Source organism: Inconstantimicrobium porci, assembly GCF_009696465.1.
In the GTDB taxonomy this organism is placed as follows: domain Bacteria; phylum Bacillota; class Clostridia; order Clostridiales; family Clostridiaceae; genus Inconstantimicrobium; species Inconstantimicrobium porci.
On the sequence record NZ_VULX01000015.1, the window covers coordinates 1 to 16,433 of the forward strand.

Genomic DNA, 16,433 nt, shown 5'->3' on the forward strand with positions numbered 1-16,433 from the left:
TGCATTTTCCTTAAATTCCTTATCATACTGTTTACTCATTTCAATTCCTCCAATTCATCATATTTTTATTATAACTCTTTTTGAGAAATATCCACTTTTAACTTGTACTATTTATATTCTAGCTCCACTATGCCGCCAATGTTTTGAACTCTGTATAATCGTAAGTCTAGGGTGTCGTAATTATCTGAGATGTAACTTTGTACGGTAGCAAACATCTCATTATAGAATCTTTCTGCCACATAATCTTTAAATGAACGATTACCTGCCAAGACACTCCCCCCTCATCAACAATCAATTTGATATATAAGTTTGCATTACTTCCTTTACATTAAGATACTGTTCAATAATTTTTGTTCCTATTTTTCGGCCACCTAAATAAGCAGGAGATAATGAAAAGTGCAAGTTTGAACAAATAGAATTATTTGGTAGTATTAAGGCACTATATATTTTAGTGCTCTTCGAAATCCCACCTCTAAGTATCTCATTATATGAAAATTGTTTATAATTTAAATCCGAGACGTTGTAATAATATTTCGAATCAAAAATATAAATAGAATCATCTTGTTTTGCATAATGATCTAACCGTATTTTAAACCGGTGTGGAGAATCATCGATAGAAAATTCTTTAGCTTCAAATCTCAAGGGCGATGCTACTAAACTTTTATCAAATGTGATAGAATCGGAAACTTCGTCAACACATTTAAAATATTTATTCAGGTACTTTGAAACCATCTGCTCCCAAATTTTATCAAAATAATTAATTTTGATATGGATATTACCGCCTTTTGGCGATTTCTTATATTGTTCAAAAAAATTAATTAAGTGCGCTATCAATTTTTTTTGAGTATCTTTAAAGGTTTTACTATTAATTTGTCGCAATTGTTGCAATGTATATTCTCGATGTTTGATAAAGTCAAAAGAACTTATTTTGTAACCAGTTTTTGGTAAATGAATAAAATATGGAAAACTATTAATCGTATGATCGATAACAAACACCATGCATTCACTAAGGAAAACATTCTGTTGCCTTTTTTTCTTTCTATAAAGGGGAGAGAAAATTAAGTTACCATTACTAACTATCACCTGTGCCTTTTGAATAGTTTTTTTCCATGCTACTGATCCATTTGCATTGGGTTTAACTTCAATATTATTTTCACGATAAATACCATACTGACGAAAATATTTATAGACTTCGAAAAAAGAAGCAAAAGGGTAATCAGATACAAACTCAGGTTTTGCTCCGATGTACTTAGTCGCTTTGGCAGTAGTAGATACTTCCTTTGTATATTTTACAAACACGTCAAATAACAGCTTAATATCTTCTAAATTCGTCTTTTTATCACGATTCAAATCTTTTAACTCTAAATCACTGTAAAAATGTTTCGGGAAAACAGATAATAAATTACCTTCATCTAAAACAAACCCTACAAAATCAAACACTTCTTTATTAGCAGATTTTAAATATTTTGTATCACCTTTTTCAAGGCCAAAAGGTGATACATCTATGCCATCAACGTTATAATAATCTTGTCCATAATGAAATTTCATTAGATTAGCACCACCCCTATTCACCAAGAAATCATAAACTACCTCTTAGCCACAGCTCTATGCATTCTAAAAACTTATCGCTAAAAACCTTTTTATCATCTTCATAAGCATCATACAGTTCGGAAAAACTTGTAACTGATGAATCAAACAAACTAATTTCAGTGCTATAACTTGATTTATGAATATCACTCCATAAATAATGTAATAGTTTATTTTTAAATTGATTTTTATAATCGCTTGGTGTGCCACCAATTTTAAATTCTATAAAGAACTGGCCCAACTGCTTATCTTCACCAAGTCCTAAAAATCGTGAGTCCGAAATGAATTTATTTAAAGTGCCATAAATATCAACCCACTTAACAGTTTTTTTTGTACCTGCATTGTCTAAAACAACTTCGATGTCGATATTGTTTTTATATGGGCCCCCTATTGGTTCCGGCTTAGTACTTATATAATGCCATTCAAACCTTCTTTTAAAAGCAGTATCCATTACAAATACATTCTGATCACTCGTATTAACAGTTCCTAAAATATTGAATTTAGGTGGTAGTTTAATTTTATCATCAGTGATTGCTATTATGTCTTTAGCAATGATGTCGTTATTAATAAAGTATTTACTAAAACCTTTATCTACACCTTGAGATTCCCTATCCAATAATTGAAAAATATCCCCAAAAATGGCTGCACAGTCTCCTCTTGACATTTCTTCAATTATTAAAAATACCTCTTTTGCAGTATCTTCGTATGCTTTTTCTAATGCTATTGTAAATACTCCTTTTGTAAATTCATAGCTGATATTAGTGGCACCACTAGCTGTTTTCTCGACTTTAGGTAGCAATTGTCCTACGAAATCGTTATATGTATACTCTGGATGGAACGTAGTTCTAAAAATTCTATCATCACCAACACCAGATGCTTTTACCAGTTCATCTACACTATAACTTTTTCCTGTACCTGGGGCACCATAATAAATTATCTGCATTTATTTTACCTCCCAATTTTCTTGCGTTAAATTTTAGAAATATAGGTTCTAATGACATCAAACATACTCAAGTGTACATTATCAAAATCATCTATATTAACTTGGTACCCCGCATCAATTGCCATATAGATTGCTGGTAATACCTTCAAAAGATATCTATACATTTCAGCAGATGGATTTGATGACGTAGTAACTTTAGTTGAAAGTAGCTGCAATACCTTCTCCTCATCATTAACCACGAATAGTTCATTATTACCATTCGTTGCAAATAACTGATTAAAATCAGCTAAAGAAGATATCTGAAATTCATCATCTCCCTCATTGAGGCTCGTTATAACATCTTGGAACTCTCGTCCGAATATATCCAGATATTTAAACCCAAGTAATTCTGCACATATAAAACTTACTTTTACGGCTCTCTGTTCTGATCTATTTGTCTCATTTATATTTACAATATATACTGGTCTATTATTAAAATGTAAATCAACCATATCCTGAGATATTCCTTCATAGATTCCTAACAAACTAGGCATAACCTGTCTGGTTAGAAAATCATTTCCCGAGTTAAGTGAAGGTGGAATATAAAAAAACAGCCCGTCTACATTACCATCTTCAGTTTCGAAATATCCAGAATATATAGAATCACTCCATCTATTTCCAATAGTCTCTTTTATATTATCTTTATTATCAGCCCTATAATTGGTAATTTCTAATTTAGGAAATCTTTCGTTCAGTTCAGATATGACCCTATTTATCATATCTTGAACTGTGTCGACACCAATTTGAAGCCATTTTGCATGAATATCATTATCTGCATGTGCTTTATTCAGTTTAGCTTCAAATTCTTCTGGCAAAACAAGAATATGATTCATTAATATCCCCCTTAATAATTCACTATTAGGACTTCATTTTTTGCATAACGCCATCCACTTGTTCCTATATCAATCACGCGGTATTTATGCTCTTCGGCCCATTTTTGTAGTAAATGATTTGTTCTATCTTTGTGATGCATAACATTTGAAAGCATGAATTTATATCCTAATGAATCAATATGGCTTAGGATATTTAACAGCTCTACCTCTTCATCTGCAGACCAACCTTTCATTCCTCTCTTACCATCATTGTAAGCAGCACTTGTAATAAAGTAAGGTGGATCAAAATAAAAAACTGTGTCTGAAGGAAACTCGCTCCAATTTATTGATGTATAGTCATCATTCATCATTTTTAGATTTTTCGCTTTAACTTTAAAGTTAAGTATTCTTTGCTTTATATCTTCACTGTAACCTGCTACTCCAATCGGTGTATTAAATTTATGTTTTCCATTAAATCTGATCATATTTTGGAATGAATACATGTGGAGCAAATACAAATTTAATGGGGAATTATCCACTTCATTATAATCTCGTCGAAGTTTGTCAAATGGTTCCTTCTCTCCTTTTTCCAACTTATATTTAGCTATCCCTTCCTCTATAGCTTCTATGATTTCAGCTTTATCAGTTTTTAGAAGCCATTCAATAATTTCGTAAATAAAAGGGTTAAGTTCATTATAAACAACGCAGTCTGTAGCAATGATATTTGCCCCGACATTAAATGCGCCTCCCATAACATCAACAAAAGTATTAACAGAAGGAGGAAGCTCTTTGATTATAGCAGGAAGCAAAGTGTCCTTGCTGCCAGAATAATTAAGTGGGGACTTATTTAAAGACATATCTTTTTGAAAATATATTACTACTTCGTTGAGGGATTTACCGTTCCTCTTGTTGCTTGATCTATGATTCTGGTACTCCCTGTAATCGGTACTTTCTATGTATACCTTGCCGTCCTTAGCAAATATCTTTGCCAATTCAACCAGTTCGTCTATACTAACAAGTCCCTGATTACTATAGCTCACCAGTATATGCTTGTAATTAATCTGTCTAAATAAATCCTCAAAGGCTTGTAATGCCTTTGTTCTCTGAGCATATAATGAGTTTTTATTACCCCTTCCTCGTTTTCCACCTACGCCTTTTATTTCGGGTGAATCATACTTAGCGATAGTATCTAGCATATGATAAGCTGAAACATATTGAGTTACGGTATATGGAGGGTCAATATAAGCTATATCGCCTTCAATTCGCCTTACTAAACTATTCGTTTCTTCATTATAAACATCATTTTTAGCAAAAAGTTCTTGTTCATTCATTTCAAGTGGTTCCAAGACAAAGTCTTTTGTTGCTCTTGGGTCCCAGAATTTAAAGAATGCTTCGTAAGTGCCAGAAGTGTTTGAAAACCTAGTGGTACTTTCAATAAGAGACGCTAGTAAGAAAAAATACTCATTTTCAGAAATAATTTGTTCTCTATAAAGTTCCTCAATCTTTATTCTAATACCATCAATTTTTTTTCCGTTATCTTCCGTAAAAAACATTCTTTCACCAATCGGGGTATAATTGTTATAAATAAAATAATTGCTGTCTGCAGTAAATTCAAGGGAATTTAGCCAATCAAAAATGTTCCTTTTATACTCTTTAGTAAAGTTTGAAAAGGATGGAATTCTACTATTATTTAATTTTGCTTTGCTTATAACATAGGAGAAATATAGAAAGTCGTTGGCCTGAATTTTATACCTATCTTTGAAATAATCTCCAACGCAACTAGTCCCTGCAAATAAATCTCCAAATGTTTCCCCATCAATATCATACTTTTCAATAATATCTTCTATAGTATTCAGCAATTTTACTTTGCTGCCTAAATATCTCACTTTATCACCTTTTCTAGTTGTGCTATTTTTCTTCTTCATCGTCTGGTTGATATTCTAGTAGGTCACTTAGGTCACAACCGAGAACCTTACAAATATTATCAAGCAAATCCAAATCGACCCTTTTAACTTTCTCATGGTATAAATCACCAATTGTGTTTGGGCGTACACCAACTAACTCTGCAAGGGCTTTTCTTGTCATCTTGTTTTTACCTAATAACTCTGATAATTTTATTCTAATCAACAATATCACCTCAAGGGGATTAAATAACGGTTTTCGTTATAAATTAACATTTATCATTATATCATAACGATATTCGTTTCTCAATACAAGAAAAATTAATTCTAGTTAACATCTATCCTATCTCTACAACCCCACAAATTAATCTAATCTGTCAACTCAACCCTAAGCACTTTTTTAATGTCGACTTGTTTCCTCAATAAATAAAAATAAGGACTTCCAAGATTAAAAGGCACTGCCAGACATCGGGCAAAAAATCCTCCAACCTTTGAAATCCTTCATTTATCAGCGTTTTTAATACTCCTATTTATCAACCCTTGACATCAATACTACGGTCTCAACATGACTTGTCTGTGGGAACATGTCTACTGGCTGTACTTTCTTTGTTTTGTAGCCTAATGTATCTAATATTCCTAAATCTCTTGCAAGTGTTGATGGATCACATGATACGTAAACTATTCTCTTTGGTCCTACACCTGCGATAGCATGAAGCAGACTTTCTTCACATCCTTTTCTTGGTGGATCTACTACCACTACATCTGGTTTTATTCCCTTGTCTAATAATTGAGGAATCACTACTTCTGATTCACCAACAAAGAATTCTGCATTATCAACATTGTTAGCTGCTGCATTTTCATTAGCGTTATCGATAGCTTCCTTTATTATTTCAACTCCATAAACCTTCTTGGCTTTTCTTGAAAGGAAAAGAGTTATTGTTCCCGCACCACAGTATGCATCAAATACAGTTTCATTTCCGCTTAAATCTGCATATTCTAATGCTTTAGAGTATAATACTTCTGTCTGCACAGGATTGACCTGAAAGAATGATAATGGAGATATATTAAACTTAAATTCTCCAATATAATCACTGATTGTATCTTCACCCCATAAAGTTACACACTTCTGACCCATTATAACATTAGTCTTCTCAGTATTTATATTCTGAATTATACTGTGTATTCCATCAATATTATTCTTAATTTCTTCTACCCACTCTTCTTTATGAGGAATTTTACTGCCATTAGTTACAATTACAACCATGACTTCATTAGTTGTAAAGCCCCTTCTTACCATGATGTGTCTTACTACTCCGCTTTTATCGTATTCACCATCTTTAATATAAGGCTTAATTCGATACTTCTTTATCCAATTTCTTGTTATCTCAATTACCTTATCAGCAGTTTCATCCTGAATATTACATTCATTCATATCGATTATGTTATGTGATCTTGCAGCAAAGAATCCTATCTTAAGCTCACCATTAAAAACACCAACCGGTAACTGAACCTTATTTCTATATCTGTAAGGATTGCTCATTCCTAAAGTATCCTTTACAATACTTCCATCAAGCTTACCTATTCTTTCTATACAGTCAACAACTCTCTGCTTCTTAAACTGCAGCTGACTTTCATAAGAAGCATGTTGAAGTCTGCATCCTCCGCATCTGCTATATATTCCGCATACAGGTTTAGCTCTGTGTTCACTTTTTTTGATGACTTCTACAAGTTTACCATAAGCAAAACTCTTCTTAACCTTGATTATTTTAACCTTAACTCTTTCACCAGGAAGAGCGCCTTCTATAAAAACAGGATATGTATTATCAACCTTGGCAATACCTTCCCCCTCGTAACCCTGAGACACTATATCTAATATGTATTCTTTATTCTTTTCTAACAAATCAATCTCACCTTTATTCTTTAATAATAGTATATTAACTAAACGTATATGTTTTAACAATTAACATGCTTTGTAGTAACGCACTATTGTTTGCTTCTTAATTATAAAGTATATATAATTACTAGGCAATCGAGTATTTCTTAGCTTATTCATTATTTGATGATATATTCCTTTGTTATGTTATCACGCATACATAAATTTTATCATAATATATTGATGTATATAATCTATTTAAAGGAAGTAATATAATGGCTGGTAAAATAAAACACTATTTTGCATGTGCTAATACATCTAAAGGATTCAAAAACTTTTTCTCATCTAATCTTCAGAACATAAAAAAGGTTTTTATTCTTAAAGGAGGCCCTGGTACTGGTAAATCTACTCTTATGAAAAAGATTGGAAACCTTTATTGTGCTAAAGATTTTGATATAGAATTCATTCACTGCTCATCTGATCCTGACTCTCTAGATGGCGTAATAATACGTGGTATGGGTGTGGCAATTGTTGATGGAACTTCACCTCATGTTATAGAACCAACAGCGCCTGGAGCCTTAGAGGAGTATATAAACCTAGGTGTAGCTTGGAATACAGATGAACTTGCAAAATATACTGATGAAATTCTATATATAAACAAAAAAATTCACCCTCTTTATGAACTGACTTATAAAAAGCTTTCAGAAGCTCTTGATATTCATGACGAATGGGAGTCAGTATATATTTCAAATATGAGTTTTAAAAAAGCTAATACTTTGGCAAACGATATAATAAGAACTCTTCTAGGAACTGTATCTTATCCAAAACAAAGTGTAACTTATCATCGTTTCTTTGGTGGTTCAACACCAAAAGGTGCACTAGACTATGTCGAAAATATAACTGAGCCTTTAAAGAAAAGATATTTTCTAAAAGGAAGACCTGGTTCTGGCAAATCCACTCTTCTAAAAAAAATACAAGAGGCAGGAGAAGCCAAAGGACTTGTTACAGAAGTTTATCACTGTGGATTTGACCCAGATAGTCTTGATATGATTCTGTTCCCAGAACTTGAATTATGCATATTCGACAGCACTGCACCGCATGAATATCAAGTATCAAGACCATCTGATACAGTAATTGATCTCTATTCTGAACTGATAAATAAAGATACTGATCAGAAATTCTCTAAAAAGATAAATAATATAAAATCAAGATATGCAAAATGTACTTTTGAGGCAATATCATACCTTAAAAATGCAAAACAGCTTCATGATCAGCTTGAAAAATTCTACATCCAAAACACTGACTTTTCTATATTAGATAAAATTTACGATAATCTAGTAGAAAGAATAGATAAACTAAATAAATAACCTTACTTCTTTATATAAAAATGGCTGAAAGACATATTTTAATTCTAAATCTCTTTAATTTGGATGCCCTTCAGCCATTAATAATCATATAATAGATTATTTAAAATTATACTTCAGGTAGAAGTAAATCAAGCTGCATATCAATAAATTCAGTAAGTTGTTTCTCATCATTTATATCAATTCCTGCGTACCTATTAAACTCTTCATCTCTATAAAAAACTAATTGCAATAAACAAACTATATCAAAAGCAATAACTCTACATTCTTTATCGGTCTTTGTAGAATTAAAATGTTTTTTTATAAGCGATAATATTCTAAGTGGAATTTTAATTTCTTCTTGTAAAAGCAAATATGGCATTGATGCCTTAGTTAATTCCTTATACTTAACTGTTATCCTACTTGTATATATTAGCAGATTACGAAGCCTAATTTTTGCAGATCCATTGTCATCATTATGATAATATTCTTTAAATTCTCTAGAAATAATATTATCAACAGCAATCTTAATAAGTTCATCCTTTGACTTAAAACAGTAATTAATCATAGCAAGATTTGTCCCTGCTTCACTAGATATTCTTCTAGCTGTTAACTGCTTTACATTAACCCCATTTAAAAGCATCTTTTGTGTAACTTCAATTAATTTATTCCTAGTGTATTGATTTTCCATTTATAATCCCTTCTTACAATGTCTACACTTACGCATATTCATTATTATAACTACTAATGAAATTATAACAGATATTGCAGAAAAAACAGCATGAAAATGCACATTTCCTTTCGGATGCTTCTCAATCCATGCGCCGCATATCAAAGTACAAACTAATAAAATAATAGATATATAATTCATAAATTTCATTACTATAGCCATTTTAATTTCTCCTTTTTATATAATTATATTTTATACTTGCTATTTAACTTAGTTGTTATACAATAACCTCCTTGTTCTTATTAAACGTGTTTAATACATGTCTAATTTAACTCTAAAAAAAAAACAAAAGTCAATATCTTTTTATAAATTTTACCTTTTAGCACAATTTCCTGTGCATAAAAAAAACACCTCAAATGAGGTGCAAGTAATAGATTATTCTTAGAATCAGTTGCCATTGATTCCACATTATCATTGTTGCCACAACAACAATTGTAATATACATTATAATACAACTTTCGTATAAATAAATGTTAACATTTTGTTAACTTTATTTTTTTTTAGTTGTTAGAGACCTTTTTTTGTTTATTCTCACAACTTATTATTATTCAGTTATGCATTATTACATATTATTCATAACTCATCTGAGCAATATCACAGTCATACATAGCTACTATATTCTCTGCTGCATAAATAAATTTGCGTAAAAAAAGGACTGTTTCCAGTCCTTTTTATTAAAAGTTAAATTATTTAACTTCAGCAACCTTCATTAAGTTAGTAGAACCTGTCTTGTCAACTGGAACTCCAGCAGCAACAACAACAGTATCTCCAGCCTTAACAACTCCAGCCTTCTTAGCTATTTCTACTGAGTTTTCTAACATTTCGTCTGTTGACTTAAATTCGTCAGCAACTACTGGTAAAACACCCCATGAGAATGCTAACTGCTTAGCAACTCTTTCGTTTGGAGTAACAGCAACAACTGGGCAAAGAGGTCTGCACTGAGAAATTCTTCTTGCAGTAGCGCCTGATTGAGTTGAAGCTATAACAGCTGAAGCCTCTAATTCTTCTGCAGCGTTGCAAGTAGCTCTTGCAATAACTCCTGCTACAGCTGGTACGTGATGTTTAGCGTTTGAAACTGAAACTTTGTAAGTTAATTCTCTTTCAGCAGCTTCACATATTCTAGCCTGAGTCTTAACAGCTTCTACTGGGTAAGTACCGTTAGCACTTTCTCCTGAAAGCATAACTGCATCTGTTCCATCAAATATAGAGTTAGCTATATCTGAAACTTCTGCTCTAGTTGGTCTTGGGTTTCTAATCATTGAGTCTAACATCTGAGTAGCAGTTATAACTGGTATTCCTGCTTCGTTACACTTTCTGATTATCATCTTCTGAACAGCTGGTACTTCTTCTATTGGAATTTCAACACCAAGGTCTCCTCTAGCAACCATGATACCATCTGAAACAGCGATTATTGAATCTATGTTGTCAACACCTTCTTGGTTTTCTATCTTAGGGAAGATCATTATGTCTTCTCCACCGTTAGCCTTTAATACTTCTCTTATTGCTATAACATCTTCAGCTTTTCTTACGAATGAAGCAGCAACCATGTTTACTTTCATTTCGCATCCGAAGATTAAGTCTGCCTTATCTTTTTCAGTCATAGCAGGTAAGTTAACTTTAACTCCTGGTAAGTTAACTCCCTTATGAGTTCCAACTAATCCAGTGTTCATAACTTCACACTTAACAGCGTTTCCTTCGATTGACTTAACTTCTAATCCAACTAAACCATCATCTATTAAAATAGTGTTTCCTGGCTTAACGTCGTTAGGTAAATTTTCATATGTAACTGCACACTTAGTTGTATCACCTACAACCTCAGCCATAGCTTTTTCACCAGCATATATAGTGAATTCAGTTCCCTTTTGTAATTCAACCTTATTTGGTTCGAATTTACCAGTTCTTATTTCAGGTCCCTTAGTATCAAGAACTATAGCAACTTCTTTGCCACATTCTTTAGCTAATCTTCTAACACTTTCTATTCTTCCTCTATGTTCTTCATGATCACCATGAGAGAAGTTGTGTCTTGAAGCGTTCATTCCTGCTTCTATTATTTGCTTTAATATTGCTGGATCTTCACTTGCTGGTCCGATTGTACAAACCATTTTTGTCTTTCTCATTTAAATAACACTCCTTATTCTAGTTTTTTAATCCCAAAATATATTAATAATTTTAAATTACATAATTTAAAATTAAGAATAACTAAATTACAAATAATTTGTTGTTACTAATATGAAATAATCTTAGATATCTCATATAGCTTTTCATCAAATTTTCTTTTCATTGCTAGTGCATCATCAATATCATCATCAATTATCTTATTGTCTCTGATACCAACTACTCTTGATGTTTTTCCTTCTAATAGAAGTTCAACTGCCCTAAATCCAAGCTTTGATGCCAGTACCCTGTCACAAGCTGTTGGACTTCCGCCCCTTTGGATGTGCCCAAGAATTGTTGCTCTTGTTTCTATACCAGTTCTTGATTCGATATACTTTGCAAGTTCCTCGCTTCCACCTATTCCTTCAGCAACAAGAACCAGATTATGCATCTTACCACTAGCCTTTCCACTTTTTATCAATCCACATAATTCATCTTTGTCATATTCCTTTTCAGGTAAAAGTACTGATTCCGCGCCTCCTGCAACACTTGCATAAAGAGCTAAATCACCACAATTTCTACCCATTATCTCTACAACAGAAACTCTCTCATGTGATGTTGAAGTATCTCTTAATTTATTAATAGCATCAAGCGCTGTATTAAGAGCTGTATCAAATCCTATGGTATAATCCGTATAAGGCAGGTCATTATCAATTGTACCTGGAAGTCCTATAGTTTTTACTCCAAGCTTTGACAAAAGCTTGGCTCCCATAAAAGATCCATCGCCACCGATAACTACAAGTGCATCTACCCCATTTTTTTTAAGGATATCTGCCGCTTTTTTTCTATACTCTTCCTGCTTGAACTCCAAACATCTGGCAGTTCTTAGGATTGTACCACCTCTCTGAATTATATCTGATACACTACTTCTATTCATAGGCTTCAATTCATTATTCAAAAGTCCTGCATAGCCTCTTTCGACTCCCATGACTTTCAAACCATTATGAAGTGCAGTTCTTACAACCGCCCTTATAGCAGCATTCATACCTGGTGCATCTCCACCACTTGTCAAAACCGCAATTTTATTAATGCTCATAGATAAATACCTCCTATGCTTACCATGGACAAGTTTTGTCCCACGCTTAGTATTATTTATCCTACATTAATCTACCATATTGATTTTACAAAAACTACTGAAATTTTTCAACCTAATTTAGACTTTAAAATTAATTTTAGTACTTATTTGTACTTAATCACATTAAAAATTATTCCCCATTTACAATTTTATATGACCTTCATCATTAAAATAAGGTTTATTTTCAATGTACTATTTTTATTTTAACATTTATCTATGCAAAATACCATTACATTATTTTACATACCTTAATCTACCACTTTGACATTGCTTTCTCCAAATCTTTCCTTAAGCATATCGATGCCATCACTCTCAATGTCAAGCCACATTTCCTTACCCATTCTAAATTTCTGTTTCTGTTTTTCTGCATAAACATATAATGGACTAGATCCTCTGTAAGGCATAAGAAGTACCTTAAGTGCCGGTATTGCTTCTTTAAGCTTCTCAGCGCTCTCCACTCTAAGAAAAACTTTAGATGAATCAATCTTTTCAAGTGGTAGTATATCTTCGCATAAAATTTTAGGTTCTTCGTCTTCTCTTATGCTTACTCTTCCTTTTACCACAACTAGTTCATCCTCATTTACCATTGAATTAACCTTTTTTAAAGTTTTAGGAAAAACTATAACTTCCATTGATGCTGTAAGATCCTCCACTATCATAAAAGCCATTATGTCATTGCTTCGAGTGACTTTTCTATTAACAGCAGAAATAATTCCACCGATTATTACTCTCTGACCATCTGATACAGTATTATCATCAGTAATAAGCGCAGATTCTTCAGTTTCATCCATCATTTCTGATGTCTGTAGTATTTTTTCTATATCAACACTAGTCTGCATCTTTAAACTCTTTTTATAATCATCAAGAGGATGACCACTAAGATACAAACCAGTCATTTCCTTTTCTATAGAAAGAATATTCCTTTTATTAAACTCTTTTATATTAGGGTACTGTATTCTAGGTTCTTCTACTATTCCTCCAAAATCAGCCCCAAAAAGACTCATCTGTCCTTCTATATTTTTCTTTTTTTGATTTGTTGCACTATCAAGTAACTTCTCATAAACAGCTAAAAGTCTTGATCTAAATACGCCAAATTCATCAAAAGCCCCAACTTTTATTAGGCTTTCTACAGCTCTTTTATTTATAGTTGTAGTATCTACTTTATTGCAGAAGTCAGGAAGATCCTTAAATAATCCTTTTTCATTTCTGCATTTTACAATACTTTCAACCACATTTTCTCCAACGTTCTTTACAGCAGCTAAGCCGAATCTGATGGTATTACCACTTACTGTGAATTTTGAATAACTCTTATTTATATCTGGTGGAAGCACTTTTATTCCAGAGCTTTCAGCAAATCTTATATAATATGCAACCTTTTCGTTGATACCCATAACTGAATTAAGCATTGCAGCTGTAAACTCAACAGGATAATATCTCATAAGATAAGCCGTCTGGAATCCTACAACTGCATATGCAGCCGCATGCGATTTGTTGAATGCATATGAAGCAAAGTCCATCATCTGATCGAATATCTTGTTTCCAGCCTCTTCTGAAATGCCGTTTCTTATACATCCAGGTACTTCAATACTGCCATCATCATTAACAATTCCATGTATGAAGTTCTGTCTTTCCTGCTGCATTACCGCATGTTTCTTCTTTGACATGGCTCTTCTTACAAGGTCAGATCTTCCCAGTGAATATCCAGCAAGATCTCTAACTATTTGCATAACCTGTTCCTGATATACCATAACTCCATAAGTAACGTTAAGAATATGTTCAAGCTCTGGAGTTATGTACTGTATATTATCTGGATGATTTTTGTTCTGAATATATCTTGGTATTTCAGCCATTGGACCTGGTCTATATAGTGAAATTCCGGCGATAATATCTTCTAGTGAGTCTGGCTTAAGTTCCTTCATGAATGAAGTCATTCCTGGTGATTCAAGCTGGAATATACCAACTGTCTTACCTTCACCTATCATCTTATAAACTTCCTGATCATCAAAATCTATCTTATCTAGATCAATGTCAATGCCTCTATTCTGCTTAATCATCTCTACAGCATCTTTCATAACTGTAAGTGTTCTAAGCCCAAGGAAATCCATCTTAAGCAGTCCAAGCTCCTCAAGAGTTGTCATGTCAAACTGCGTTACTATGTTATCTTCATTTTTCTGAAGCGGTACATATTCCATAAGTGGTTTTGAAGCTATAACAACACCTGCTGCATGTGTTGATGAATGTCTTGGAAGACCTTCAAGACTCTTACTTATATCTATAAGTTCTTTAACTCTATTATCTGACTCATAAAGTGAGTTAAGTTCTGGATTTAATTCAAGAGCTTTTTCAATAGTAATATTCTTTCCTTGTAATGATGGTATCATTTTTGCTACTTTATCAACTTCAGCATATGAGTAATTCATAGCCCTGCCTACATCTCTTATACACATTCTTGCTGCCATAGTACCAAAAGTAATAATCTGTGAAACATTGCTGCTACCATATCTTCTGACAACATAATCAATTACTTCCTGTCTTCTTTCATAACAGAAATCTGAATCTATATCGGGCATGCTGACTCTTTCCGGGTTAAGGAATCTTTCAAAGATAAGATTGTACTTAATAGGATTTATCTTTGTTATACCAAGTGTATAGGCTACTATAGATCCTGCTCCTGAACCTCTTCCTGGTCCTGTAGGTATATCATGGTCATTTGCAAACTTAATAAAATCCCATACTATAAGAAAATAATCTACATATCCCATCTGCTTTATAACACCAAGCTCATATGTAAGTCTGTCTACATACACTTTTGCTTCTTCATTTTCATTTCCAAGCTTGATAACTTTATCTATGTCAAAATTATTTCCCATAAAATCTTTAAAAACATCATATCTCTCTACTAGCCCTGCAAAACATAACTTTTTTAAATATTCATATGGATCATGTTCATTTTCAGGCAGTGGGAATTTAGGAAGTTTTGAAACATGAAACTGATAATCAAAATTACACATTTCAGCAATCTTTTCTGTGTTCTCAAGTGCTTCCGGCACATATGAAAACATATCATACATTTCTTCCTGTGACTTTAAATAAAATTGATCTGATGGATATCTCATTCTCTTTTCATCATCAACAGTCTTACCTGTCTGTATACATAAAAGTACATCATGTGCCTTTGCATCTTCCTGTTTTATATAATGAACATCATTTGTAGCTACAAGAGGTATATCAAGTTCTTTTGACATCTGTACAAGTACTCCGTTTACTTTCCTCTCTTCATCTACTCCGTGATACTGCAGTTCAAGATAGAATCCATCTTTAAATGTATCCTTATAAAATAAAGCTGCTTCTTTTGCTTTTTCAATCTGTTCGTTAAGGATACACGACTGCACTTCTCCACCAAGGCATGCACTTAAGGCAATTATTCCTTCACTATGCTGTTTTAAAAATTCATGGTCAACTCTTGGCTTATAATAAAATCCGTCAATAGATGCTGTAGATACTATCTTCATCAGATTATTATATCCAGTCTCATTCTTTACAAGCAGAACAAGATGATGAGTTCCATTGCCATCTTCATTGCTCTTTGTCTTCATTGACTTTGCAACAACATAAACTTCACATCCAAGTATGGGCTTGATGCCAGCTTCCTTTGCTGCTTTATAGAAATCAACACAGCCATACATAACTCCATGGTCAGTTATTGCTATGCTTGACATCCCAAGTTCTTTAGCCCTTGCCACTACCTGCTTTATCTTACCTTCACCATCAAGAAGACTGTAGCCTGTATGCAAGTGTAAATGCACAAAGTTTTTTTCCATCAGATTTCACTCCCTTTCTCTCTTTTTCTATCTATTAATTATATCCTTACTACGGCATTTCTTCAACAATGTAAAATTTATAACGTATACATTCTACATTATATTTCAAACTTATTACTTTATATAAACAAAAAGATGATGGTCTCCCATCATCT

At 32.8% G+C, this 16,433-nt stretch carries 13 protein-coding genes; 1 reads left to right on the forward strand and 12 read right to left on the reverse strand.

Annotation, left to right across the window (positions count from 1 at the left end; genetic code table 11):
• Positions 1-107: 107 nt before the first annotated feature.
• From FYJ33_RS10230 to rlmD, 7 genes are all read right to left on the reverse strand, one after another.
• Positions 108-269 (reverse strand): hypothetical protein, encoded by a 162-nt coding sequence (locus FYJ33_RS10230; protein WP_154531642.1) that lies wholly within the window; start codon positions 267-269, stop codon positions 108-110.
• Between the two features lie 22 nt (positions 270-291).
• On the reverse strand, positions 292-1,548 hold the full coding sequence (locus FYJ33_RS10235) for an LlaJI family restriction endonuclease (RefSeq protein WP_154531643.1): 1,257 nt from the start codon (positions 1,546-1,548) through the stop codon (positions 292-294).
• 31 nt (positions 1,549-1,579) lie between these two features.
• Positions 1,580-2,530, reverse strand: a complete 951-nt coding sequence (locus tag FYJ33_RS10240; RefSeq protein WP_154531644.1) for an AAA family ATPase — start codon at positions 2,528-2,530, stop codon at positions 1,580-1,582.
• Between the two features lie 26 nt (positions 2,531-2,556).
• Positions 2,557-3,402, reverse strand: coding sequence for a hypothetical protein (locus FYJ33_RS10245; protein WP_154531645.1), 846 nt, complete (start codon positions 3,400-3,402; stop codon positions 2,557-2,559).
• An 11-nt stretch (positions 3,403-3,413) separates the two neighbouring features.
• On the reverse strand, positions 3,414-5,306 hold the full coding sequence (locus FYJ33_RS10250) for a Dam family site-specific DNA-(adenine-N6)-methyltransferase (RefSeq protein ID WP_154531646.1): 1,893 nt from the start codon (positions 5,304-5,306) through the stop codon (positions 3,414-3,416).
• On the reverse strand, positions 5,290-5,508 hold the full coding sequence (locus tag FYJ33_RS10255) for a helix-turn-helix domain-containing protein (RefSeq protein WP_154531647.1): 219 nt from the start codon (positions 5,506-5,508) through the stop codon (positions 5,290-5,292). Before FYJ33_RS10255 ends, FYJ33_RS10250 begins: the two co-directional genes overlap by 17 nt.
• 300 nt (positions 5,509-5,808) lie before the next feature.
• Positions 5,809-7,182, reverse strand: a complete 1,374-nt coding sequence (gene rlmD / locus FYJ33_RS10260; protein WP_154531648.1) for a 23S rRNA (uracil(1939)-C(5))-methyltransferase RlmD — start codon at positions 7,180-7,182, stop codon at positions 5,809-5,811.
• Between the two features lie 248 nt (positions 7,183-7,430).
• Here rlmD and FYJ33_RS10265 point away from each other — a divergent pair, with 248 nt between their 5' ends.
• Positions 7,431-8,522: a PRK06851 family protein gene (locus FYJ33_RS10265; protein ID WP_154531649.1), complete on the forward strand. Its 1,092-nt coding sequence runs from the start codon at positions 7,431-7,433 to the stop codon at positions 8,520-8,522.
• Between the two features lie 106 nt (positions 8,523-8,628).
• Here FYJ33_RS10265 and FYJ33_RS10270 read toward each other — a convergent pair whose 3' ends face one another.
• From FYJ33_RS10270 to FYJ33_RS10290, 5 genes are all read right to left on the reverse strand, one after another.
• Positions 8,629-9,189: a TetR/AcrR family transcriptional regulator gene (locus tag FYJ33_RS10270; protein ID WP_154531650.1), complete on the reverse strand. Its 561-nt coding sequence runs from the start codon at positions 9,187-9,189 to the stop codon at positions 8,629-8,631.
• Positions 9,190-9,390 carry a hypothetical protein gene (locus FYJ33_RS10275; protein WP_154531651.1) on the reverse strand — a complete coding sequence of 67 codons (201 nt, stop codon included), beginning with the start codon at positions 9,388-9,390 and terminating at the stop codon, positions 9,190-9,192.
• Between the two features lie 524 nt (positions 9,391-9,914).
• Positions 9,915-11,345 carry a pyruvate kinase gene (pyk, locus tag FYJ33_RS10280; protein WP_154531652.1) on the reverse strand — a complete coding sequence of 477 codons (1,431 nt, stop codon included), beginning with the start codon at positions 11,343-11,345 and terminating at the stop codon, positions 9,915-9,917.
• A 107-nt stretch (positions 11,346-11,452) separates the two neighbouring features.
• Positions 11,453-12,412 carry a 6-phosphofructokinase gene (pfkA, locus tag FYJ33_RS10285; protein ID WP_277643165.1) on the reverse strand — a complete coding sequence of 320 codons (960 nt, stop codon included), beginning with the start codon at positions 12,410-12,412 and terminating at the stop codon, positions 11,453-11,455.
• Positions 12,413-12,705: 293 nt separating this feature from the next.
• Positions 12,706-16,278 carry a DNA polymerase III subunit alpha gene (locus tag FYJ33_RS10290; protein WP_154531654.1) on the reverse strand — a complete coding sequence of 1,191 codons (3,573 nt, stop codon included), beginning with the start codon at positions 16,276-16,278 and terminating at the stop codon, positions 12,706-12,708.
• Between the last annotated feature and the right edge of the window lie 155 nt (positions 16,279-16,433).

Excerpts from the sequence above, each read along its gene's own strand:
- FYJ33_RS10235 (WP_154531643.1), bottom strand. The coding sequence starts at position 1,548 with ATGAAATTTCATTATGGACAAGATTATTATAACGTTGATGGCATAGAT.
- FYJ33_RS10240 (WP_154531644.1), bottom strand. The coding sequence starts at position 2,530 with ATGCAGATAATTTATTATGGTGCCCCAGGTACAGGAAAAAGTTATAGT.
- FYJ33_RS10245 (WP_154531645.1), bottom strand. The coding sequence starts at position 3,402 with ATGAATCATATTCTTGTTTTGCCAGAAGAATTTGAAGCTAAACTGAAT.
- FYJ33_RS10250 (WP_154531646.1), bottom strand. The coding sequence starts at position 5,306 with ATGAAGAAGAAAAATAGCACAACTAGAAAAGGTGATAAAGTGAGATAT.
- FYJ33_RS10265 (WP_154531649.1), top strand. The coding sequence starts at position 7,431 with ATGGCTGGTAAAATAAAACACTATTTTGCATGTGCTAATACATCTAAA.
- FYJ33_RS10270 (WP_154531650.1), bottom strand. The coding sequence starts at position 9,189 with ATGGAAAATCAATACACTAGGAATAAATTAATTGAAGTTACACAAAAG.
- FYJ33_RS10275 (WP_154531651.1), bottom strand. The coding sequence starts at position 9,390 with ATGGCTATAGTAATGAAATTTATGAATTATATATCTATTATTTTATTA.
- pyk (WP_154531652.1), bottom strand. The coding sequence starts at position 11,345 with ATGAGAAAGACAAAAATGGTTTGTACAATCGGACCAGCAAGTGAAGAT.
- FYJ33_RS10290 (WP_154531654.1), bottom strand. The coding sequence starts at position 16,278 with ATGGAAAAAAACTTTGTGCATTTACACTTGCATACAGGCTACAGTCTT.